The organism is Halorubrum sp. C191, assembly GCF_002727095.1.
GTDB classification, from domain to species: domain Archaea; phylum Halobacteriota; class Halobacteria; order Halobacteriales; family Haloferacaceae; genus Halorubrum; species Halorubrum ezzemoulense.
The window spans coordinates 2,907-26,125 of the sequence record NZ_NHNZ01000138.1 but is presented as its reverse complement, the minus strand read 5'-3'; the positions used below and the strand labels follow the sequence as shown (position 1 = coordinate 26,125).

Below are 23,219 nucleotides of genomic sequence, written 5' to 3'. Positions count from 1 at the left end.
TATTTAGCTGACAGTATGAAAAGGGGTTCGGGGAACGGCGATCCCGAAATCACTAACGTAGACAATAGCAAACGGCGTGTGCTGTGCCTACACATGGGGGAAAGTGGTGGTTGGGGGTGTGGTGGACCTGGCAGACTGGCACGGGGTACCGCTTGCTGCTGTCCAGCGCTGGCTATTCCCTTCAGGTATTTTTATTGTCCCCCTGGTCGCCCGTCGAAGCCCACCTGGACCGGTGACTCGGCCGCAAAGCCGGCGTACAGCCATCGGGTGTTCCGTTCAACACTCACCGGCCGTCCGTGGACGTTGGGCCCCGATACGTCGGTCGTCAATTGGGTACTGCCTCACGACACACGCGCCGTCAGTAGGATGCCGCGTCAACGACACACCGGAAGCCGATGTTCCCGGTGGAGCTGTCGGGCGTGTTCTTCGAGCGGGCGGCGACGCGGTAGCGGTTACACCACGACCGGTGACAGAGGTATGACCCGCCGCGCATAACCCGCTGGTCGCCGCCGGGCGGCCCCGTCGGGTTGTCCGGATCGTACGCGTCGGTGGTGTGATACTCGGCGCTGAACCAGTCGGCACACCACTCCCAGACGTTGCCCGAGATGTTGTGGAGGTCGAAGCCGTTCCCCTCGAAGGCGTTCACTGGCGCCGTCGCAAGGTAGCCGTCGTCGCCGGTGTTGTGCTCGGGGAACTCCCCCTGCCAGATATTACAGCGGTGTTCGCCGTCGGGTTTCAAATCGTTACCCCACGGGAAGCGCCGCCCCTCAAGGCCGCCGCGGGCGGCCCGTTCCCACTCGGCCTCGGTCGGCAGTCGCTTTCCCGCCCAGTCGGTGTACGCTGCGGCGTCACGCCACGAGACGTGCGTGACCGGGTGTTTCAGGAGGTTGTCCTCCACGACGTTCGACCCGGGGCCGTACGGTCGGAGCCAGGCCGCCCCCTCGATGGCGAGCCACCACGGGACCGCCTCAACATTGTCGATGATATCATCACGGGCACGCTCCGTGAGGAAGTCCTGGAAGACGAACGACCATCCGTACCGCTCGGCATCGGTGGTGTACCCCGTCTCACGGACGAACTGGAGGAACTCCGCGTTCGTGACGGCGTACTTGTCGATATAGAACGGGTCGACGGTCACCCCGCGTGCCGGCCCCTCGCCATCCTCCGGGAACCCCTCGTCGGAATCCGTCCCCATCGTGAACGTGGCACCGTCGATCCTGACCATGCGTTCCGTCCGGTCGTCGTCCGGCGATCCGGGCGTCGTGCGGTGGTCGGCCTCGTGGTGCCCGGTGGCCGGGTCAGCAGACGCCGCGCCGTCGGTCCGGGCGGCGGAACAGCACGCCGGGTCGTCGTCAACCATATCTCATGTACCGGGGGTCGCGGTGGTAAACGTTACGCCCACCGCCGTGGGGCCGACACAGCGTCGGGCTATTCCATTTAGAGGCCTTTCCGACGCCGGGCGGGCAGAAACACCGTCACACGACGTCGAACCACCGCGCGGTCACGGGACTGCCCTGCCGGAATCCGACCGATGCCGGTCGACGCCGTGTCGGATCCTTGTACTCAGAGGCCGAGCCGGTCGTACTGCGAATCCGGTGCGTCGACTTCGTCGAGCGCTCGCTCTAGGACGCCGACCATGTGTTGGGTCGCGTCCTCGTCGGTCCCGGCCAAGTTTGTGGTCTGCCCCGGGTTCGACCGACGGTCGTAAAGCCGTTCGTCGCGGTGTTGTAGCCAGGAGTCTGCCGGGTACCGCCACACCGACGCGTCGGTGTACGGGAGATACGAGCCCGAATCGACGTCGATACGGGCCGTCGGCGGCGTGAACCACGAGTGGGTGTTCTGCATCGACGTCGAGTGACACAGGGTCTGCGAGTCGGGCGCAGGTGGCCTGTGGTAGGTGTAGGTTCCGTCGGTGACATTGACCGACGACCCCCAGTAGCCGTAGAGCGCGTGGTCCCGGTGCTCGGTCGCCCCGCCACGGACGAGTGGCATGAGAGACCGACTGTGTGTTCCGGTCGGTGGCTCGACGTTGAGCCCCTCAAGTATTGTCTCGTAGAGGTCGGCGGCTGACGTCAGCGCCGGAACGCGCTCGACGGATTCGCCGGGATGCCAGATCATCAGAGGCGTGTTGGCGATGACATCGTACACCGTGAAGTCGTTCTTCCCCATCCAGCCGTGGTCCCCGAGCGCGAACCCATGGTCGGAGCCGACGATGACCATCGTCTCGTCCCACAGCTCCTCCTCGTCGAGCGTATCGAGTACCCGCCCAAACCATCGGTCGACCATCGTAACCGACCCAGCGAACTGCGAGCGGACGAACTCAAGCTGCCGGTCGGTCAGTTCGCTCTGGCCCTCGTCTATCGGCCCGTAGTAGGGCCAGACCGGCATGTCAGGGTTGGTTGGGTCCTCGTTGGTGTACATTGAGGCGTACGGCTCGGGGAGATCGAAGGGTTCGTGGACGTCGAAGCTGTCGACGAAGCAGAACCACTGGTCCCACGCCTGGTTCTCGCGGAGCCACTCGGCCGCCCGCGAGAACACCTTCGGCGCGAAGTAATCCTCCTCCGCCTCGAAATCAGCTGCGTTTCGGGCGTACGCGCTCCGGTTCAGGTACTGCGTCGAATCCGGTGGGTCCGTTTCCCGGTCGAGGAGCTGGTCGGTGAACCCGGTCGGTGGCTCCCGTGGACTCGTCCGCCAGGCGTCGTACTCGTTGCCGCGGACGAATTCGAATCCGTTGAAGTCCTCGTAGAAGCCGCTGCTCCCGTGCTGGAAGTAGTGGAAGTGGTCCGTGACCAGTTGCGAGATGATCCCCTCGTCGCGGGCGAGTTCCGGAATAGGGTCGTCAAACGGTTCCATCGGGCCCCAGGGACGCCAGAGGAACTCCTGGGTACCGGTCAGCCACTCGCGGCGGGCGGGCATGCACGGCAGGCTCCCCGCGTAGTGGGAGTCAAACACCGTCGCCCGCTCGGCAAAACGGTCTAAGTTGTCCGTCTCTACGTCGTAGTCGACGACCCCCGGCCGGTCGCTGTAAACTCCGAGGAAGTCCCGCCGGAGGCTGTCGATAGAGACGAAGAGGACGTTCATGGCCGCTCACCAGCCGTACCCTCGGCGAGCGCGTCGAGGGCCGTGGACAGCTCCGGCTCGGTGAGGAGCTCACCGTTCACGACAGCGAACCGCTCGGCTCGACAGATCCCGCAGTGTTCCAGGCACCGTCGCTCCCGGAGGTTGACGCCGTCCCGGTCGGGGAGCGAGCGCAGGGCCGCATCACTGCTGCTGATACAGCGCTCTATTGTCGGTGACATATTTCCTGTGTTCAGCGAGCCCGGTATTAAAAACTGGGGTGGGTCGGAGTCCGCAACGGTCACATCTCGGCACCCGTCAACCGGGTCTTGGCTGTCGATCACAGGTTAGTTCAAGCCCGACGGTGTGACGCTCCCCACCGCCGAGACGACGTACGACACTAGAACGCCGTCCTCCATAGAGACACTCCCCGTGAGACGGAAACTGGCGACGAAGGCCACCGAGAGCGCAGCGAACAGGGCCACTAATTTAGGCCAGCCCACGGGACCGATCAAGACCGAGAGCACGACGGCCAGTCCGGTGGTCACTCCGAGCGGCCGGTAGATGACACCGCGGAGGGCGTGGATACGCCCGACACGGTATAGTTGGATCAACCGCAACAGATTCCGGAGGACGATGGCGGCCATCGTCGCGAGTGCCGCGCCTAGCAGGCCCAGTTCCGGGATCAGGGCGACGTTTAGGACGAAGTTTACCACACCGGAGACGAGGTTGATCGCCATCAGTATCCGGGTGTGCCCCATTGCAATGAGCGTCGCCCCCGTCGGACCGATGATGTTGCCCAAGCAGTAGGCTACGGCGAGGGCCTGCAGGGCCGGCGCGGCGACAGTGAAGGACGGCCCGAACACCGCTCGTAGTGTGCTTCCGGGAAAAAATAAAAATAGGAGGACCAACGGTACGCTCGCCGAAGCGAACCACTTCGTGAGGATGATGTACACGCGCCTGATGGACTCAAGGTCGTCTGTAGCGTACATATCCGAGACCAGCGGGATGTACATGAATATCATCCCCTGCCAAACGATGTAGATGATGCGCACCAGCGGTCGGACGGCGTCGTACAGCCCCACTGAGCGCGACGTCGAGAGGTAGCCGAGCATCAGGATATCCATCCACGTCATCAACTGGAGTAGCAGCGTCGCGATCATCAGCGGGTACGAGAACCGGACCAGCGATACCGGCACCGACAGGTTCCGCAGGCGCCCCACTACGCCGTCCCTGAATCTGCCAGGGTTGTCGCGGTACAGGTACCTGAAGTACAGCAGGGCCGTCACCCCGAGCGAGAGGGAGAGGGTGGCAATCCCGGCCAGGTGGTCTCGACCAAGGTAGATGACCACGCCGAGGAGGATCAGGAAGGCGCCGTTCCGGAGGAGGCCCTGGAACAACACTCGCTCGTGCGGTCGACTGTACCCCCTGAAGATGGCCGACATTACCCGGATGGACGTGAAAAGCGGGATACCCAGGGAGACCAAGGCGATGGGACGCGCGTAGTTCGGGTCGCTGAACACCTCGACGGCCAGCCAGCGGTTCGAGGCGAACAGCACAGCTCCGACCGCGAGGCCCAAGCCGCCGCTGAGCAGGAGCGCCCAGAGAATCTGCGTGCCCGCCTCACCCGTCGGCGCGTCGTCGTCAGCCCTGCCGCCGCCCGACTCCACCGGTCGACCTCCCTCGTTGTCGTCGGCCTCATCGAACGCGATCTGCCTGGGGAGGCCGTTCTGGAGGCCCAGGCACGCCACAAGCGAGAACATTATCAGGAGCGTGAACCCCAACGAGAACTCGCCGTAGGACTCGGGCGTGAACGAGCGTGCGAAAACCGCCCGCGCAGCCACGTTGAGGCCGACACTCAAGAGGGTACCGGCGGCAACGAGCACCGCCCCGCCGATGACGCCCTCAAGTTCGCTCCGTACGTCGACGTTGTCCTGCGTCATGGTGTAATGTCTCGCCTGGAATTGTACCGTCCGACGTGTCCGGTCGAAACTGTCGGTTCTTGCCCCGGCAGTTTGTAGTATGTTGAAGGACGATACAAACTTTGCGGACTGGGTGAGAGTGTCGAGTGTCTATCGTGGTGGGGACAGGTATTTGACCTGACCGGCCGAATCGGCGGCCGTGCCTGCCCCAACAAACGTTTTGCTCATCCTGTCCGACGAGCACCGCCCGGACGCGCTCGGCTGCGCCGGCCACCCCCACGTCGAGACGCCGAACATCGACCGGCTGGCGGCCGACGGCGTCCGGTTCACCAACGCGTACTGTTCGAGCCCGCTCTGTGTCCCTTCGCGAGCGAGCCTCGCCACTGGGCGGTACATCCACGAAATCGAGGCCTGGGACAACGCGGCCCCCTACGACGGGTCGCCGCCGTCGTGGGGTCACCACCTTCTCGATCACGGCGTCGACCACACAACAATCGGTAAGCTCCACTTCGAACCGGGCGTCGACGACGGGTTCGACGAGCAACTCTTGACTGAGCACATGGAGACGCTTGATACCTTCGGCCTCTACCGGGATCCCCCGCTGGTTCGGCCGAACGGCCGAGCCCGGATTGATCGGGCCGGTCCCGTCCCCGACGGCGAGGCGTGGTACAACGCCGATGACCCTGACGAGGTCTGTGATGAGAACCGCTTCCGGTGTGCGGTCGAGTGGCTTGAGGACCGACGCGACAGCGACGACCCCTGGCTCCTCTCGGTGAACGCGCTTATTCCACATTTCCCGCTGGAGGTTGAGCAGTCCTACTACGACCGCTACCCTCCTGAGGAGATGGACCTCCCCGTCGACTACCCCCCGGTGGACGACCACCCGGTGGTAGACCAACTCCGCGAGCACTTCGACGGGCTGGATCTCAGCGAGGCGACCTTGCGCCGCACCCGGAGCGCCTACTACGGGCTGGTGACGGCACTGGACGACTGTGTGGGCGACCTCCTCGACGCCCTTGAACGGACCGGCCAGGCCGAGGAGACGCTCGTCATCTACACCAGCGACCACGGGGAAGTGCTGGGCGACCACGGGCTGTGGTGGAAGTGCTGCATGTACGAGCAGTCGGTCGGCGTCCCGCTGGTGGCGCGCGGCCCGGGCATCGAGTCCGGCCGGACCGTCGAGACGCCCGTCTCGCTGCTGGACGTCGTGCCAACGATGGCCGACGCGATGGGCGTACCCCCCGACGACGCGTGGCGAGGGCGGTCGCTCTTGCCCGTTGCCACCGGCCAGCGCGACCCCGACGACGAGCGGGCCGTCTTCAGCGAGTACCACGCGCACGGCGCGAGCCACGGGTTCTTTATGATCCGGCGTGGTTCCTACAAGTACGTCCATTATGTCGACGGTCCGGATCAATTGTTCGACCTCGAGTCCGACCCGCAAGAACTGGATGACCTCGCGGCGGACCCAGACTATCGGGAAGTCAAGAAGTCACTCGAGGCGGACCTGTGGGCGGTCGTCGACCCCGAGGCGGTCGACAAGCGGGCCCGGGAGGACCAACGGTGCCGCCGGGAGCGTCTCGGCGTCGACGGCCCGTCAAACGTCGACCCGCGGTAGGTAATAGCACCCGTGTTCCGTTCAGCGGGCTCTCGGCCGTTCGGCACCCCTCCCCCGCGCTCACTCGTCGTCCGTAGTAGGGTAGTACATTGGCGTCAGTGCCGGATAGAGCCACTCATCCTCGGGAAGTTCCGGGTCCCCCCGCTCCCTGAGTATCTCGCTCAGTTGGGCCTCGAGAATGTCCTCGGTGTCGGCGTAATCCGGGTCGCCGACCCTGTTGACGAGTTCGTTCGGGTCTCGTTCGAGGTCATACAGTTCGCTCGTGTCCCCCGCGTTCATGACGTATTTGTACCGGTCCGTCCGGAGCATCCGCTGCTCGTAAGGGAAATTCAGGCCGTGGAACTCGGCGACGATGTGGTCCCGCCAGTTGTCCACGTCGCGGCCCAAGTCTCAGTACCTCACAAAGCCGGTTAGTTAGAACGTCTGCTTGCTGTGAATGTGACCAAACACCAGCAGCAAGCAGACAGTGAACTCCACGAAGACCAACTCCTTAACTTCCTCGTCAACCAGCTTGACGAGGAAGTTACTCTGAACCGCGCCAACAACGCTGAAATCGATACAGAGGACATCCACGAGGTCCTCGTCGGCGCAACCGCCGACGGGACCTCGATCTCGACGCTCTCCAACTCCAGTCAAGACTCACCATCGGCGAACACGATCCTCTACCACCTCCGGACGAAGTTCGAGCCGGAACGGCTCGAACGAGTCGCTAACACCCTTCTTCGACGGAATACCGTTGAACTGCTCCCCGAGCAGGTGGAGGTCTGTGCAGACCTCCACCTCGACCCCTACTACGGCGATGAAGACGAAACAGAAGCGCTGTACTCCTCACAAGCGAAACGGGGAACGACGACGTTTCACGCGTACGCGACGCTGTACGCGCGGGTACGCAACAAACGGTACACGCTGGCGGTGCGCCAGCTTGTCGCTGGCGACACCACCAGCGACGTCCTTGGTGAGTTTCTCGAGCTCCTCGACGGCCTTGACCTCAGCGTCAAGGCCGTCTATCTCGATCGCGGGTTCTACAACAGCACCTGTCTTGGGCTGTTGTCCACGCACAACTACGCCTACGTGATGCCGATCATCCGGTGGGGGAAGACGATTCAGCAAGAGCTCTCGGAAGGGTGGAGTCGTGTCATTCAGCATGATCTGACAGGGAAACTCGACGGTCATAGCTGGACCGTCGAGTTTCCCGTCTACATCGACTGTACGTACCTGAACAGGGACGATACGACGAACACGGGGTGGCGCGTCACGGCTACGCCGCTGACGCGCCGTTTATCGACACGCCACGGGATGCCCGAGAGCACTACAGCAAGCGCTTCGGCATCGAGTCGAGCTATCGCTTGTCTGAGCAAGCGATAGCGACAACAACGACGCGAGACGCGACGGTGAGACTGCTGTTCGTTGTGGTGAGTCTGCTGTTACAGAACGCGTGGCGGTATCTCCACTACGAATACGTGGCGACGCCCCGCCGAGGCGGGCGTCGCCTCTGGTGGTGGCCGTACAAGGAGTTCGTGAATATGGTTCGACGGGCTGCGTGGACGGCCCTCGCAGTGCGTCGGGCCGTCCCCGCGAATCGACCACCAGACGACCGGTTCCACCGGTAGTCACCGACCGAGTACGCCGTCTCGTGAGTGGTAACGCTGTCGCGTCGGCGGCTGAACGCCGCCGACAGCGACAGCTCCGGCTTCGAACAGCGTTGATCAACCGCTGCCGACGACTCATTGTAACAGAACAGGTGACTCAGGTCAGGTTAGCTGACGATGCTTTGTGAGGTACTGAGTCTAGGAGGCTCCGACCCTCGTAGACCTCGGGCACCTCGACCCCCGCGAGGTTGACGACGGTCGGCGCGAGGTCCAACAGCGAAGCGAAGGCGTCCGTGGCGTCCTCCTCGATTCCGAGTCCGCTCGTGATGAGAGGGACGTTGTAGATGTCCTCGTACATCAGCGGTCCCTTGTCGAGGTTCTTGTGGGCCGTGACGAACGACCCGTGGTCCGACGTGAACAGGACCGCCGTCTCGTCGGCCACCCCCTCCCGCTCGAGAGCGTCGAGGATGCGCCCGACCTGATCGTCGATAAAGGTCACGTACCCGTAATATATGGAGATAATCTCGCGCCACTGCTCGACTGAGAGGGACTCGAGGTCGGTCTTCTCGTAGCGCCTCCGCTGGACTCCCGGCTTGTCCTCGAAGCGCTCTTTTACCGCCGACTCCGGGAGGTGGATGTCCTCCGGGTCGTACATCTCGAAATACCGATCGGGGATGAAATAAGGGCGGTGTGGGCCAAAGAAGTGACCTCCGACGTAGAAGGGCGCCTCGGGCGCGTCCTCAACGTAGGCCTCTATGCGCTCGATGGTCCGTTCGGCAATGAAGTAGGTGAAGGACGCCTCGACCGGGCGCTTGTTGATGCCGCCGATGACGTACTCAGCATCAGGGGGGTACTCGTCGACGACGTCTTCGGACCAGTGCTCGAAGCCCTGCTCATCCAGGTACGTGACGTAGTCATCGTGCTCCATTGGATGCATGAACCCCGGAAGCCGAACTCGCGAGGGTGTTTGCCGACGTGCCACTTCCCGTCGAGGCCGACGTTGTACCCCGGCTCCCGGAGCACCTGCGGGTAGCATGGGAAATCCTCATCGATGGTGGTCCCCGAGCGAATGTTGCGGGTGACCCCGTGTGTCGTCGGCGAGACACCGGTGACGATTGAGGCGCGGGCCGGCGAGCAGATGGCGGTCGGGGTGTACGCGCGGTCGAAACGTGTTCCCCTCGGCGGCCAGCGCGTCGAGGTTCGGCGTCTCGACGACATCGTTGCCGTACGCGCCGATGCTGTCCTGGCGCTGCTGGTCGGTGAGGATACAGAGTACGTTCCGGGGGGTGTCCCCCGAGGAGTCACTCGGTGGCATACGGTCACAGTCACGCGAGGGGGCGACAAGAAGCTGTGGGCTGAACCCGCACAATCAAGGCTGTCGCTACGTTCAGATTCTCGGATCAGTCTCGAAGGGCGGCGAGTTGCGCACCGCCTCATAGGGTTCCTCGAGGTACTCGACGTCGCTCGTCGAGAGGTCCACGTCGAGTGCTTCGGCGGCCTCGCGGAGGTGTTCGACGCTAGTCGTGCCGATAATGGGAGCGTCGACGTACTCGTTTTGGTTCAGCCAGGCGATGGCGACCTAGGCCATCGAGACGCCGTACTCGTCGGCGAGTTCGGCCGCGCGGGCGTTGATTTCCGGCCCGCCGCCCTCGCGGTAGGGGTGTTCGTACAGGCTCGTCCCGCCGAGCTGGGTCTTTTCGGACTCGCCGCGGGCAGTGGCGTCGATGCGGTCCTCGGGGCGGGTAAGATAGCCGCGGGCGAGGGGACTCCACGGGATGACGGCCACGTCCTCGCGCTGACAGAGGGGAAACATCTCGCGTTCTTCCTCGCGGTAGACGAGATTGTAGTGGTTCTGCATGGTGCGGAAACGCTCTAGGCCCAGGTCCTCGCTCGTCGAGAGGAAGTCCGCGAACTCGCGGGCGCACATCGAACTCGCGCCGGGATAGCGGACGTCGCCGCGCCGGACCACGTCGTCGAGGGTGCGCAGGAGGTCCTCGTCGGCGACGGCGTGGTCGCGGCGGTGAATCTGGTAGAGGTCGATGGTGTCCATGTTCAGGCGGTCGAGGCTGCCTTGGAGCTGCACGTCGATGGGCTTTCGCGAAATGCCTAGCCGTTGGGGTTGTCCGTGTCCGTGCCGAAGTGGGCCTTCATGGCGACGACGAACTGCTCGCGGTCGTACCCCTCCAGGGCCGCCCCAAGCACGCGCTCGCTCTCGCCGTCGGAGTAGACATTTGCCGTGTCGAAGAAGTTCACGCCGAGGCCGATGGCCTCCTCGATGAGGGCGACGCTCTCCTCCTCGTCCAACACCCAGTCGCGCCACTCGCTGGTCCCGAAGCCCATACAACCGAGACACACCTTGCTGACGGTCACGCCAGTATCGCCGAGTGTCGTGTACTCCATCTGTGTAAACAACATCGCCGCTCCGGCAATTAAAGTTTGGTACCGCTTCACAGAGTCACTCGTCGGTCACCCGCTCGGGCCCGACCGGCGTGGGGCGGTCCGGACCGCGATTCGGCTACGCGTCGAGACCGAGCCGCTCGTACTGCCAGTCGGGCGCCTCGAGGGTCTCCAGCGCGTCCGTGAGCAGCGACCGCATCTCGTCGGTTTTTTCGGGGCACTTGTCGGCGAGTTCGTGCTCCTGGCCCGAGTCCGTCCTTGTGTCGAACAGCAGCGGGTCCTCGTGACGGCCGTGCGAGGGCCCGCTGTACCGCCAGACGGGACTGTCGGTGTAGGGCAGCGAGAACGGTTCGGCGTTCTTTTGAGGTTCGGGCGTCTCCATCCACTCAACGGTGTTCATCATCCCCGCTGAGTAGCAGTACGAGTCCACGGACTCGTCGCAGGGGTGGTGGTACGTGTACCGGCCGTCGGTGACGTTGACCGATGACCCCCAGTAACCGTACAGAGCCCAGTCGCGGTGGTCGTCAGTCTCGCCGGTTAGGTACGGTTCGAGACTCCGGCTGTGACGGTGGGGAGCCTCGATGCCCATCGCGTCAAGCACCGTCCCGTACACGTCGACGGCGGAGGTGACCTCATCGACCCGCTCGCCCTGCCGGGGGCTGTCCGGGTACCAAACCAGAAGCGGGGTATGAGCCAGCACGTCGTACAGCGGGGCGGCTGGCTTGCCGACCCAGCCGTGGTCGCCCAAGTAGTGCCCGTGATCGGAGGTGACGACGACCATCGTTTCGTCCCATAGCCCCTCTTCGTCGAGCGTGTCGAGTACTCGGCCGAACCACCGGTCGACCATGGTAGTCTTGCCCGCGAACTGCGAGCGGACGAACGCCTGTTCGCGCTCCGAGAGTTCGGAGTCTCCCATCTCGGTGGGTCCCGACCCGCCCTCGCCGTCCGCGCCATCGACCGGCCCGTAGTCCGGCCAGAAGGTAAGTTCGGGGTCGATGGCGTCCTCATCGGTGTACATCGAGGCGTACGGCTCGGGAACGTGGAACGGCTCGTGAACGTCGAAGCTGTCCACGTAGCAGAACCACTGGTCCCACGCCTGGTTCTCGTGGAGCCACTCGGCTGCCCGCGAGAACACTTTCGGCGCGAAGTAGTCCTTCTCCTCCTCGAACTCCGCGACGTTACGGGCGTAATTGGTGTTGTTTTTCTTTTTTCCGTCGTGGGGGTCGTCGTTGCCTTTGAGCTGCCTGAGGAAATCCGGATCCGGGTCGTAGGGCGTCGTTTTCCAGGCGTCGGTCTCGTGGGCTCGGAACTGCTCGTACGATTTGAAGTCCTCATGGTAACCACGCGCCCCGTGCTCGAAGAGGTGGTAGTGGTCGGTGACAAGTTTCGAGATTCGGTCGTAGCCGTTGACGAGCGCGGGGAGCGTGTCATCGAACGGCTCGATTGGTCCCCAGGGACGCCAGAGGAACTCCTGGGTACCGGTCAACCACTCGCGGCGGGCGGGCATGCACGGCAGGCTCCCCGCGTAGTGGGAGTCAAACACCGTCGCCCGCTCGGCAAAACGGTCTAAGTTGTTCGTCTCCACGTCGATGTCGAACGGTTTGTTGTACGCGCCCAGGCAGTCCACACGGAGACTGTCCATGGACACGAGGAGTACGTTGAGATCGCTCATTGAATAGTGTGTGTTATTATGTATCGTTCTACGAGGACCCGCACGGTCGGTGATAGACGGGGTTGACTGGCATTCAGATGTTTTGATTCAGACGTTGTGAACCCTCAGCCTTGACAGTGCGGAACTTGAATGTCCCGCCGCTCTCGTCGAACAGGTACACCTGCTTGGGTGGGAAGTCGATGCTCACTTCATCGCCGTTCGAGGGCAGGATACCCTCGCTCACGCGGGCGACTACATCTTGGCCGAGGAACTCGAGGTGGAGGAGGTTCTCGTCACCTAGTCGCTCGACGACGGTCACCGTCGCTCTGGTGAGTCCGGCATCGGGGTCCGTCGAGACGATGAAGTCCTCCGGGCGGATGCCAAACCGAATCTGCTCGCCGTCGCGGCGGTCGGCTACCTCGTCGAGCGCCATGACGAACGCTTCGGTCTGGACGGTCCCACCCTCGACGGTCGCGTCGAAGATGTTCATGCTCGGCGAGCCTATGAACTGCGCGACAAACTCGTTTTCCGGCTGGTTGTACACCTCCGCAGGCGTGCCCACCTGTTGGACGTGGCCCTTGTTGAGGATGGCAATTCGGTCGCCCATGGTCATCGCCTCGGTCTGGTCGTGCGTGACATAGATCATCGTCACGTCGAGCTGGCTCTGGAGGCGCTGGAGTTCGGCCCGCATCTGGGTTCTGAGCTTGGCGTCCAGGTTCGAGAGTGGCTCGTCTAGCAGCGATACTTCGGGCTCACGGACGATGGCACGCCCCAGCGCGACCCGTTGCTGCTGGCCGCCTGAGAGCTGCTCAGGCTTCTGGTCGAGGAGGTCGGAGATGCCGAGCAGTTCGGCCGCCTCCTCGACTTTCCGCTCCTTCTCGTCCTCCGGGAGGTCCGTCGAGTATTTTAAGCCGAACTCCATGTTGCCCCGGACCGTCTTGTGCGGGTAGAGGGCGTAGTCCTGAAATACCATTGCCAGGTCCCGGTCCTGGGGTGGCACATCATTCATTACCTCGCCGCCGATGAGGACCTCTCCGCCAGTGGGTTTTTGAAGTCCCGCAATCATCTCAAGAGTCGTCGTCTTCCCACAGCCCGAGGGGCCGACGAGAATCAGGAACTCGCCGTCCGTGATTTCAAGATTCACTTCCTCCGCACCGATCACGCCATCGGGATACTGTTTCGTCGCGTTGTTCAGGGTAACGTCAGCCATAATAGTGCCTCCACACGGGTTGGATCATAGTGACAGTACTGATTCTGAATTTCCCAACCATCAATATTAAACGTTTTGGTCGTGGTCATGCGGCGAGCGGCTCGCGGAATCAGCCAGCGCCAGGGAAAACGGATATTGGGAGAACGGAGGAGTCGGCCGTGGGGACGGTAGACGGCTACGCTTGTGCCCCGCCGCTGATTCCTCTGATAAAGTAATTTTGTGTCAGTAGGAACAGTACCGCCACCGGGAGCGTGAACGCGAACGACGCCGCCATCATGAGCCCCCACTGGATGTCGTACTGGTTGGTGAGCCCAACCAAGGCGACGGGCATGGTGTACATCTCGTCATCCTGGAGGAAGGTGAGCGCGAAGACCAACTCCTGCCAGGCGATGACGATGGAGAACAGCGCCGTCGCGATGATGCCGGGTCGCACCATCGGGAGGACCACCTCGAGGAAAATCCGCACCTCGGAAAACCCGTCGACGCGGGCCGCCCGGATAACGTTGTCCGGGATGTTCTCGAAGAACCCCTTGAGCATCCAGGCCGTCAGTGGGAGCGTGTACACAAAGTACGACAGCACTAGACCTGGATGCGTGTTCAAGAGTCCGACAGACCGCAGGATCTGGAACAGCGGGACAAGGATGACCACGATGGGGAAGATGCGGCTGAGGATGACGAACGTTGAGGTAAACCGGGAGCCACGGAACTCGAACTTCGCCCAGCCGTAGCCAGCGAACACGGCGAGGATGACCGACAGGACCATCGTGGTAAGCGTGACGATAACGCTGTTAAGGAAGTAATCCGGCATCGGCCCGGCCATCACGGCCTCGTAGTGCTGGAGCGTCAGCGCGCCCGGCGCGGGCACCAGCGATGGGGGGACCGAGACGATGGCGTTGGGCGTTTTGAGCGACGAACTGATAATCCAGTAGATGGGAAACAGCGCCAGGACGAGCGCGGTGTACGCCGTCAGGTAACGGAGGTACTGCCGGCCCTTTGACTCGTACTCGGCCGCGACGCTGCTCATAGCTCCACCCCCTGGCTGCGGAGTGCCCGCATGTAGGCAATCATGAACAGCGCCATGACACCGAGCATGACGACTGACAACGCCGTCGCAAGGTTAGCGTTGAACTGCTGGAACCCAAGTTCGTACACCATCACCGAGAAGATCATCGTGGAGTTGATCGGGCCGCCGCCGGTCGCGGTGTAGATGATAGCGAACTGGTTGAAACACCAGATGACCGAGAGCAACACGACGATCTTCAAGACCGGCATCAGCTGAGGCAGCGTGACGTGGCGCATCCGCGCGAAGTAGGGTGCGCCGTCGATGATGGCGGCGTTCGTTAGCTGGTCGTCCACGTCCTGCAGACCCGCAAGCAGCATGATCATCACGAACGGGAACCGCTTCCAAACGCCCGCGATGATAAGCGAAAACAGGGCGATGTCCGGGTTCGAGAGCCACTGGATGGGCGACCCGATGAGCCCGACCTGCATCAGCAGGTGGTTTATGATGCCGAACTGGGGGTTGTACATCCAGTTGAACACGAGCCCGACGACGACGGCCGGCGTGATCCAGGGCAACAGGAACAGCCCGCGGAGATACTTTTTCCCGGGCAGTCGCGTGTTCAACAGCAAGGCCAGGGCGAACCCGACAATGATCTGCAAGAAGGCTCCCAGAATCACCCAGACGGCGCTGTTCTGGACGACCTGCAGGAACCAGTTCGCGGTGAACAGCTCCTCGTAGTACGACAGTGTGAAGCCACCGTCGGTGATGCCGAGGCTGAGCAACACGGTGTTCACCATCGGGTACAGGAGGAGGCCGGCGATTAGCAGGAACGTCGGCAGAATGAACCCGAGACCGGCATTCATCCCTAAGTCCCGCAGGCGCTCTTTGATACGATTGACTCTCGATATCGGCCGGGACGCGTTGGTTTCAGACATGGTATCGTGTGTTGTTTGAGCGTTCGTCAACGATACAGAAACAAATAATCATTTGCGAACGTGGTGGCGACGCTCTACCGACTACAGCAGGTCGGTGATGGTGCTGTCAAGATCGTCCATGGCCTGTTCCGCGTCCTTGTTGCCGAGCAGCAACTGCTGGAGCTCCTCGCGCTGTGCCGACCACATCCGACCTTGGTTGGGGTGGATGGTCGGGAATGAGGCGTTCAGGATCTCCTCAACGAAGATGTCGCCAACGTCGCGGCCGAGACCGTCTTGGAACCCCTCGAAGACGTTCTCCAGGCCATCGGTAAGGATAGGCGGCAGGCCTGCGTACGCGCTGAGGTTGTCGACCTGCATGAGGTGCTCGATGAGTTCCCAGGACTCGTCGACGTTCTCGGCGCCGCGCGGGATAACAAAGAACCACCCGCCGGAGAACCCTGAAGCACGGCCGTCGGGGGCCTGGGGGTTGTGGGTGATACCCCAATTGATGTCGGAGTCACTGAGGGCGGCCGCCTCCCAGCTTCCGGTCTGGTAGGCGAACAGCTGCTCGGACTGGAACTGCTCGCGGAAGTCCAGCGCGTTCTGGTTCACGACGCCGTCCGGGAGCAGGTCTTCATCGCGGGCCTGCTGGGTGAACTCGGCGGTGGAGATACCCGGCTCCTCGTTGAGCACCGTACTCGACTGGTCCTCGTTGAGCCAGGAGCCAGTGCCAGTAGTGGCAAAAAAGCCGTGCCACTGCACTGTCGAGTGGATGTGGTCAGCACCCGAGAAACCGACGGGCTGGACGCCAGCGGTTTCCTTGACATCGTTGGCGACCTCCATGAACTCCGGCCATGTAGTGAAGTTCGGATCCTCCGGGTCGTAACCAGCCTCCCCCAGCATGTCAGCGTTGTAGTACAGCGACCCCCAGTGTCCGGACATGAACGGGATGCCATAGAGTGTGTCGCCGTTGAGCGAGCCGATGTCGAACTTCCGCTCGCGGGTGAAATCGCCCCGGTCAAGCTGGTCAGAGCTGTCCAGGCGCTCGCCGACCGGTTCGAGCAGGTCGTTGTCGATCATCCCGAGGATGCCGCCGGCCGGAACGGCAGCGACGTTCGGCGGGTCACCACCCTCGACGGCTGTTCGGGTCTGGTTGACGATCTGACCAGCCTGGGCAATACCTGTTGAGTCGACGGAGTATCCGGTGTTCTCCTCGAAACTGGCTATGGTATCGTCGAACGCCTGGAGGTTTTCATCGGTGGTCTGCCCAGTGAACATGAGCATGCTCAGCTCGACATCTTCACCGCTGGACGTGGAGCCGCCGTCGCCTCCATCGCCGCCACCACACCCCGCGAGGAGCGTGACGCCGGCAGCACCCGTTGTGGCGATGAACGAACGACGTTTGGAATTCTTGGAAATGCCGTCTGTTTGAGATGGCATAACTTCTCAGTAAAACTCCTATCACATAAAACTATTGTATATTTAGAAAGTTTATTAAAATCATTCCGTAGCCTACGGCTACTGACGGCAAGTGGTCGGGGAATATGGGGCCGGCTCAGTCCACTGAGAGGACTGTGATCCGCGTCGCGCGCACGTCCTCGAGGATGGCCCCATAGCCGCCGATAGTGTACGTGTCGTCGCCGTCGTCGACCGCAATGGCCGCCTGGATGAACGGATGGCTGAACGGTTGGTCGGTGGCGGCGTTCGATTCCGAGTAGACGATGTCCTCGACTTTCCCGGTCACCGTCACGTCCTCTCCGGAGACGGTTCTGATGCCCTCGACGCGGACGACGATGCGATCATCAGATTCCCGGAGGGACTCGATCTCCCTGATGAACTCCCTGATGCTAATGTATGTGAGGTCGTCGATCTCTGTTGACGAGTAGACTGCGTCCCAGGGCTCCCAGAGTTGGATCTGGAAGTACCAGTGCAGAATCGAGGAAAGGGTATGATCGTCGAAGACAACTCCGTACTCGCTGCCATGCCGACTCTGGATACCGAAGATGGACAGGTCCCCGTCGATCAGGGCGATGAACGGTAACAGCGAGCTACAGAGTCGGACCTCGGGGGCGACTGCCGAGTACGAAATCGGGAGGTCGCCCGGGTCACCGAACTGCTTGTACCCCTCGTGGAGGGCGACCCGAACGACCACGTCCCGGTCGCGCAGTTGCTTTAGGGTATCCCTGAGGACATCGAGTTCGTCGGGTGAGACCGCGAGGTGGACGACGGTCTCCGCCTCGGCCAGTCGCTGGGCGGCCTCGTCGATTGTGGTGTCGTGGTCCTGGAACATCTGGACGCTCTGCTGTCTGACACTCGGCTGTTCCCACGTCTTGCGGATGCCCGACGCCGCGTCCGCGAACCGTTCCGACCGCCTAGCCAGTTCCTCGGCCACGGCGGAGGGGTCGTCGATGCGGGCGCGCAACGAGTCCCCCTCGTACGTTTCGAGGACACCCTGGCGCTGTAGGTCACTGAGAGCACCGTGCACGCGCGAGCGCGGGACCGGTGACGTCTCCGCGATGTCAGCGACGCTGTCGTCCCCGAGTTCGAGGACCGAGAGGTACACCTCCGCCTCGTATTGCGAAAAGTCCGCGTCAGTCAACACCTCCTTGAGCGTGTCGCGGTCGTTCATCATCAGCGGTGCGGTCATAAACGTTACCGCACCAGGCCCGGGCCCAACCGATGGTCTCAGGAGTCCGACCGGCCGTTGGGCCCCACGGGGGCGAACCGGTGCATCCCATAGTGGAGTTCGGATATCTGGTAGTCAGCCGTCTCGTGGGCGATCTCCCACATCCGCTCGGAGAGGGCCTTCTTGTGGTCCTCGTAGTTCGGGTCCGCCGCCAGGTTCCTCAGCTCGTGGGGGTCCTCGCACAGGTCGTACAACTCGTCCCGGTCGAAGGTATTAAACACGTACTTCAGGCCGTCGTTCCAGTACACCCGCTGGGTCCATCCGAAGTCTTGACCGTGGAACTCGGCGAAGGCCTCGTTTCGGTGGTCCTCGGGCCGCTCGTCGTGCAGGAACGGCACCAGCGACGTTGCCGTGAACGAGGGCTCACCGGACAGGTCGGTGACGTTCTCTCCACCCCGCGCATGGGGGCTCTCCGGCGAGACGCGGGACTTCGGTGGGAACGGCTCCCCGGTGGCAAGGTCCACGAGCGTCGGGGCGAGGTCCTGCAGCTGGACAATTTCGTCGCGCACCACGCCGCCGGGGTATTCGCTCGGCGTCCGGACGAGACAGGGAACCCGGTAGGCCTCCTCAAAGGCCGGCGCGCCCTTCAGGAACATCCCGTGGGCCCCGAGGTAGTCGCCGTGGTCCGAGACATAGAGAACGATGGTGTCCTCCAGCTCGCCGAGGTTCCGCAGCGTCTCAATCACCCGGCCGACCTCCCAGTCGAGGAAACTGCAGTACCCGTAGTACGAGGCGATGGCCTCAGCGTAGTCCTCCCACGCGAGGTCGGCCCAGATTTCGCGCTGGCGGCTGTAGAGTTCGGGCCGATCTTCGAAGTCGTCCCCGAAGCTCTCGGGCCGCTCAATGTCCCCGATGTCGTACTGGTCCCGAAACTCCCTCGGAGGGAGATACGGGTCGTGAGGGGCGTAGGTACTGATGACCGCGCTCCACGGCCCGTCCGAACCGGCGGCGTCCCTGATGAACTCCAGTCCCCGATCGTAGATGAAGTGGTCAGCCATCCCCTCGGCCGGCTCCTCCACGCACCCGCTGAGCATGTAATCGTCGTACCCCTCGTCCCGTACAACGACGGGGTCGCTCACGCCCCCACTCGACCAGTCAGGGTTCGGGGACAGGCCTATTGACTCCCGGTGTGCCCGGAACCCCTCCCGGAACGCCTCGGACCGGCGGACCAGGTGTTCGTCGAAACCGAGCTCCTCAAGCGCGTCGGTCCGTTCGACGTGCCACTTGCCGAAGTAGCCATTCGTGTACCCCGCATCGTCGAGTCGCTCGCTCCACGTCTCTAGGTTCGACCGAAAGCGTGCCCCGTACGGTTCGACCCCGTGTGTCACGTTGATCATCCCGTGGACGTGGGGGAGAACGCCGGTCATGAAACTGGCCCGCGACGGCGAGCAGATGGGGTTGGGTGCGTAGCACCGGTCGAACCTCGTTCCGGACTCGCTAAATCCGTCCAAGTTCGGGGTCCGACACGCCGAGTCGGGATGTGTCGTTTCGGCCTGTTGTTGGTCCGTGAACAGGACCACGATGTTCGGACGAGCCATTTGCGTGAGTGAAAGGTCCAGATACTTTTATAAAGTGTTTTTGCTAGTCCTGCCAAGCGGAGCCCGGAACGGCCACATTCAGCTAATGGCGGGTCCGTCTCTTGCCGTGAAAGCGGTGGACGACGCCGATAGAACGCCCTCCTTGGACGATACCAGGCTCAACCCGGTGGTCCAGAGCCCTCGTTTGCAATGAGCGAACGTTTTTATATTGGCGGGAACACCGTGCTTGTATAGCAAATAACGGCCGCGTTAGTGCTCTCGAAACAGCTATCGCGGTCCTAGAGGCGCTTGAAGAGCGGGGGTACGCGGGCGTATCGGAACTAGCCGAGACACTCGGGATGTCCAAAGCCAACGTCCACAAACACCTCACGACGCTCCAGATTCACGGGTTCGTGACGCGGGACGGCTCAGCATATCGGCTGGGATTGCGCTTTTTCGAACTGGGCGTCACGGCCCGCGGCGGTGGTCCTCTGTATCAGGAGTCAGCGCCGAAAGTGGTTGAACTCGCGGAAATAACCAACCAGACCGCGACATTGCTGGTTCCCAACTGCGAGGCCGGTGTGTACGTAGCCTCCGTGAACCCCGAACGCGAGAGTCGTTCCGGTGAACTGGAGGGCGAGCGGCGACCGCTTCACGAGACGGCCTCCGGACGGGCGGTGCTGGCCCGGTACCCCAAGACTGAGCGGTCAGAATTGCTTTCGTCCGCTGCAGACTCCGGGGAGCTGCGCGACCGCCTCGCCCGCATCGAGGAGCGTGAGGTCGCAGTCGGCGAGGCGCCGGGACGCGACGACCGCCGGGAACTCGCGGCACCCATCGTGACCGGCCACAGAACTCCGATCGGCGCAGTCGCGTTACTGGTCGACTAAGGGGCCGATGGGAACTCACAGGTCGAGCGGAACTACAGACAACTAGTCACGAAAACCGGTGAGACCCTCTCGAGGCGGATGCGCCTCCGATCCGATAGGGCGTAGTCCGGTTTTCGCGCACGTCATGAGTGTTGCTATAGAGGAAGCAACATACTTCAGGAGTAAAAACGACTTCCTCCTGACACGGTCCTACTATAGTAACAATGACTGATTCCCGACGCGGTAGTACCCTTCGAGGGTCCGCTCCATCTCGTCCCGCTTCGGTGCAGTTGTGCGCCCGCGCCTCTCGACGGGAGTGGCCTGCCGAGGGGTGAAACCGGGTTTTATTACGATCGGTTCGGAAGCGGCTGATGATGCACATCATATACGTAGACATCGACTCGCTTAGGGCCGACCACGTCGGCACGTACGGGTACGAGGGGGACACGACGCCGAACCTGGACGAGTTCGCCGCCGACGCAGTCGCGTTCGATAGGGCCTACGTCGCGAACTCGCCGTGTCTCCCGTCGCGAGCGGCGCTGCTCACTGGCCGGTACGGCCTCCGGAACGGCGTCGAGACACACGGGACACGGTCACAGCAGCTTCGTCACCCGGCGAACGAAGTCGAGTGGGCCGGAACGTGGAGCGACCACGTCCCCGGACGCCGGTGGTGGAGCCTGCCCCGCCTGTTCTACGAGGAACGGGCCCGGACCGTTGCGGTATCGTCGTTCCCGCGGCACCCGGCCCCGTGGTTCCACGACACTTGGCACGAGGTCCAACAGCCCCAGGAACCCACTGGCGCCAACGAATCCTTCCAGACGCCGCGCGCGGAGTCGGTTATCGACACCGCCATCGAGACGTTCGAACGACTGGATGACGGGGACTCGTTCACCTACGTCCAACTATGGGACCCACACGGCCCGTATAACCGGACCGAGGAGGAAGTCGCCGAGTTCGCGGATGTCTCCCCGCCGCCGTACCCGACAACTGAACAGATCGACAAGCACAGTGAGTGGGACGCTTGGCGCTCGGCGGACCACATGGACATCGAGGACCGGGACGACCTCCAGCGGATGATCGCGAAATACGACGCCGAAATCCGCTACGCCGACCGGCACCTCGGGCGTCTCTTCGAATATCTCCGTGATGCGGGACTGTACGACGACTCACTAGTTGTCGTCACCGGTGACCATGGGGAAGAATTCGGCGAACACGGCTTGTATCGCGAACACTGGAGCACGTTCGAGGGGACTCAGCACGTCCCACTGCTCGTCAAACCCCCTGCCGACGCCGACATCGAGACTGATCACCGGTCACACTTGGTCACGAACGTCGACGTGGCGCCGACCCTGGCGGACTACGCCGCCCTCGACGCCCCAAACGAGTGGCAAGGGGCGTCTCTCCGCCCGATCATCGAGTCGTCGAACGCCCAGTGGCGCGACGCCGTCTTCTTCGACCACGGCCTTTATACTGCACAGCGGGCGCTCCGGACCGACCGGTGGAAGTTCATCAAGACGTACCACCCTGGGATGTGGAGCAGTGTTGTCCCGGAAATCCAGCTATACGATCTTCAAGAGGACCCCTGGGAACAGTCCGACCTGGCCGACAAGGAACCCGACGTCGTCGCGCGCTTGGAGGACCGGCTCGCTGCTCTCGTGGAGCGCCACCAGGGGAGCGGCCCGGACTCGCTCCTAGAGGTCGCAACGGAGGGTCCTGCCGGATATCACGCCTTCCGTGACGATTTCAAGGGCGTCTGAGAAACAATTGTCGCCCACCTCGCTCACGTCAGGTTGTCAGTGACGGTCGGCGGCAGTCCGGAAACCCTCACGTCCAACTCAGAACGTTCGAAATGAGTGAACACTCACCCCCATCTGGCCGTCATCTCGGCTGGGCTCATGTCCTTATCAACTAATATCATGTTACAAATACCCATAGATAGGTATGATGAACGCTGATGCGTTGTACCAAGGAGTGAGATTTTGTTATTCTTACGGTAGCAACACGGCTGATGGATTTCTAGCTATGGACTTTCTCCTCAGTTGTCGACGGCCGACACCCGCCCCGTACACTTGCTGCTTCGACTCGTGGAGCCAACCATGCGGCTTACGTTCCATATGATTAAACGCAAACCCACGATGAAACCGACACGGTGTCGCCCGTTCTCCGACAGGGCCTCATCGTGGATGTCGGGTTGTATAGACACGCCGTTCAGTGTGCTGTGTTGAATAGATTCTGAGTCACGGTTACAGCGGTTTACATAGTGGTTCTATGTTGGTGATGGCGAACATCAAGACGATTTCACGGAACTGTCGATACCAGCCCAGCGCTCGCACGGCGTCGCCGAGCGAGCGCTTCGTTGTCGAGTACGATGTTTCGGCCATCCACCGCTGAGAGTAGCCATTTGCTCGGTTGAGCGCGTTGTTCGCGGCTGCGTTCGCTGACGAGCCGCGGTAATGAACAAGGTACTCCACGTCATATGCGGCGATTTCGTACTCGGTATGCCAGTCTTGGAAGCCGTTGTCGGCGGCGACGGACCGTAGGTCGTCCGCGTTTCGGCGGACGACCTGCGGTCCGGTCTTCGTATCATGCTTCCATCGAGCTGCGATGTGAACGTCAAGAACAGCAACCGATTCCACATCAGTTAATGTCGTCATTTTTAGAGTCTTTATGATCCGTCCTGCCCGCTGGCGGAAGTACGCCGACGCACGTCGGCGGTCGAAGAACGTGCTGTCGAGAGCGGCGTGGCCAGACTGCGGGTGCTGCTGCGCGGAAACGCGCAGTAGCGCCCGCCA

General features: G+C 62.5%; 19 protein-coding genes and 2 pseudogenes. 4 read left to right on the top strand and 17 right to left on the bottom strand.

From position 1 onward, the window contains the following. Nucleotides 1-358 precede the first annotated feature (358 nt). The 4 genes from Z052_RS14060 to Z052_RS14045 form a co-directional block, all read right to left on the bottom strand. On the bottom strand, nucleotides 359-1,360 hold the full coding sequence (locus Z052_RS14060; RefSeq protein ID WP_099289150.1) for a formylglycine-generating enzyme family protein: 1,002 nt from the start codon (nucleotides 1,358-1,360) through the stop codon (nucleotides 359-361). A 203-nt stretch (nucleotides 1,361-1,563) separates the two neighbouring features. Continuing rightward, on the bottom strand, nucleotides 1,564-3,081 hold the full coding sequence (locus Z052_RS14055) for a sulfatase-like hydrolase/transferase (protein WP_099289149.1): 1,518 nt from the start codon (nucleotides 3,079-3,081) through the stop codon (nucleotides 1,564-1,566). After that, a complete protein-coding gene (locus Z052_RS14050) occupies nucleotides 3,078-3,299 on the bottom strand; it encodes a DUF1450 domain-containing protein (RefSeq protein ID WP_099289148.1) in 222 nt (73 codons plus the stop codon). Before Z052_RS14050 ends, Z052_RS14055 begins: the two co-directional genes overlap by 4 nt. 105 nt (nucleotides 3,300-3,404) lie before the next feature. Next, nucleotides 3,405-5,000, bottom strand: coding sequence for a flippase (locus Z052_RS14045; protein ID WP_099289147.1), 1,596 nt, complete (start codon nucleotides 4,998-5,000; stop codon nucleotides 3,405-3,407). Nucleotides 5,001-5,178: 178 nt separating this feature from the next. On the opposite strand from Z052_RS14045, the gene Z052_RS14040 reads away from it, so the two are divergent. Then, entirely contained in the window at nucleotides 5,179-6,594 is a 1,416-nt protein-coding gene (locus Z052_RS14040; protein WP_099289146.1) for a sulfatase-like hydrolase/transferase, read from the top strand. 60 nt (nucleotides 6,595-6,654) lie between these two features. Here Z052_RS14040 and Z052_RS14035 read toward each other — a convergent pair whose 3' ends face one another. Then, entirely contained in the window at nucleotides 6,655-6,981 is a 327-nt protein-coding gene (locus Z052_RS14035; protein WP_099289145.1) for a sulfatase/phosphatase domain-containing protein, read from the bottom strand. Between the two features lie 51 nt (nucleotides 6,982-7,032). Here Z052_RS14035 and Z052_RS14030 point away from each other — a divergent pair. Next, a pseudogene (locus tag Z052_RS14030) lies at nucleotides 7,033-8,204 on the top strand (ISH3 family transposase). 136 nt (nucleotides 8,205-8,340) lie between these two features. On the opposite strand, the gene Z052_RS14025 reads toward Z052_RS14030, so the two are convergent. The 11 genes and pseudogenes from Z052_RS14025 to Z052_RS13980 all read right to left on the bottom strand — a co-directional run bounded on the left by Z052_RS14025 (nucleotide 8,341) and on the right by Z052_RS13980 (nucleotide 19,582). Next, nucleotides 8,341-9,012 carry a sulfatase-like hydrolase/transferase gene (locus tag Z052_RS14025; protein WP_394338387.1) on the bottom strand — a complete coding sequence of 224 codons (672 nt, stop codon included), beginning with the start codon at nucleotides 9,010-9,012 and terminating at the stop codon, nucleotides 8,341-8,343. Beyond that, a complete protein-coding gene (locus Z052_RS21405; RefSeq protein ID WP_394338386.1) occupies nucleotides 8,937-9,323 on the bottom strand; it encodes a sulfatase-like hydrolase/transferase in 387 nt (128 codons plus the stop codon). Before Z052_RS21405 ends, Z052_RS14025 begins: the two co-directional genes overlap by 76 nt. Continuing rightward, a complete protein-coding gene (locus tag Z052_RS21260; RefSeq protein WP_199058284.1) occupies nucleotides 9,229-9,498 on the bottom strand; it encodes a sulfatase-like hydrolase/transferase in 270 nt (89 codons plus the stop codon). Before Z052_RS21260 ends, Z052_RS21405 begins: the two co-directional genes overlap by 95 nt. 72 nt (nucleotides 9,499-9,570) lie before the next feature. After that, nucleotides 9,571-10,583 (bottom strand): annotated as a pseudogene (locus Z052_RS14015) (aldo/keto reductase). A gap of 115 nt (nucleotides 10,584-10,698) precedes the next feature. Next, nucleotides 10,699-12,252, bottom strand: a complete 1,554-nt coding sequence (locus tag Z052_RS14010) for a sulfatase-like hydrolase/transferase (RefSeq protein WP_099289143.1) — start codon at nucleotides 12,250-12,252, stop codon at nucleotides 10,699-10,701. 73 nt (nucleotides 12,253-12,325) lie between these two features. Further along, the gene (locus tag Z052_RS14005; protein ID WP_099289142.1) at nucleotides 12,326-13,441 is read right to left on the bottom strand and encodes an ABC transporter ATP-binding protein; all 1,116 of its coding nucleotides are present in this window, start codon (nucleotides 13,439-13,441) and stop codon (nucleotides 12,326-12,328) included. 175 nt (nucleotides 13,442-13,616) lie between these two features. Next, entirely contained in the window at nucleotides 13,617-14,465 is an 849-nt protein-coding gene (locus Z052_RS14000; protein ID WP_099289141.1) for a carbohydrate ABC transporter permease, read from the bottom strand. Continuing rightward, nucleotides 14,462-15,379 carry a carbohydrate ABC transporter permease gene (locus Z052_RS13995; RefSeq protein ID WP_099289140.1) on the bottom strand — a complete coding sequence of 306 codons (918 nt, stop codon included), beginning with the start codon at nucleotides 15,377-15,379 and terminating at the stop codon, nucleotides 14,462-14,464. Before Z052_RS13995 ends, Z052_RS14000 begins: the two co-directional genes overlap by 4 nt. 81 nt (nucleotides 15,380-15,460) lie before the next feature. Continuing rightward, nucleotides 15,461-16,798, bottom strand: a complete 1,338-nt coding sequence (locus Z052_RS13990) for an ABC transporter substrate-binding protein (RefSeq protein WP_099289139.1) — start codon at nucleotides 16,796-16,798, stop codon at nucleotides 15,461-15,463. Nucleotides 16,799-16,913: 115 nt separating this feature from the next. Further along, nucleotides 16,914-17,990, bottom strand: coding sequence for a TrmB family transcriptional regulator (locus Z052_RS13985; RefSeq protein ID WP_158228693.1), 1,077 nt, complete (start codon nucleotides 17,988-17,990; stop codon nucleotides 16,914-16,916). Nucleotides 17,991-18,043: 53 nt separating this feature from the next. Then, the gene (locus tag Z052_RS13980; protein WP_099289137.1) at nucleotides 18,044-19,582 is read right to left on the bottom strand and encodes a sulfatase-like hydrolase/transferase; all 1,539 of its coding nucleotides are present in this window, start codon (nucleotides 19,580-19,582) and stop codon (nucleotides 18,044-18,046) included. Nucleotides 19,583-19,710: 128 nt separating this feature from the next. Here Z052_RS13980 and Z052_RS13975 point away from each other — a divergent pair, with 128 nt between their 5' ends. Further along, nucleotides 19,711-20,448: a helix-turn-helix domain-containing protein gene (locus Z052_RS13975; protein WP_321166869.1), complete on the top strand. Its 738-nt coding sequence runs from the start codon at nucleotides 19,711-19,713 to the stop codon at nucleotides 20,446-20,448. 350 nt (nucleotides 20,449-20,798) lie between these two features. Further along, complete coding sequence (locus Z052_RS13970) at nucleotides 20,799-22,184, top strand: sulfatase (protein WP_099289135.1); 1,386 nt, start codon at nucleotides 20,799-20,801, stop codon at nucleotides 22,182-22,184. A gap of 486 nt (nucleotides 22,185-22,670) precedes the next feature. Here the strand turns inward: Z052_RS13970 and Z052_RS13965 are convergent. Further along, on the bottom strand, nucleotides 22,671-23,219 hold a 549-nt coding region (locus tag Z052_RS13965; protein ID WP_241897951.1), incomplete at its 5' end, for a transposase.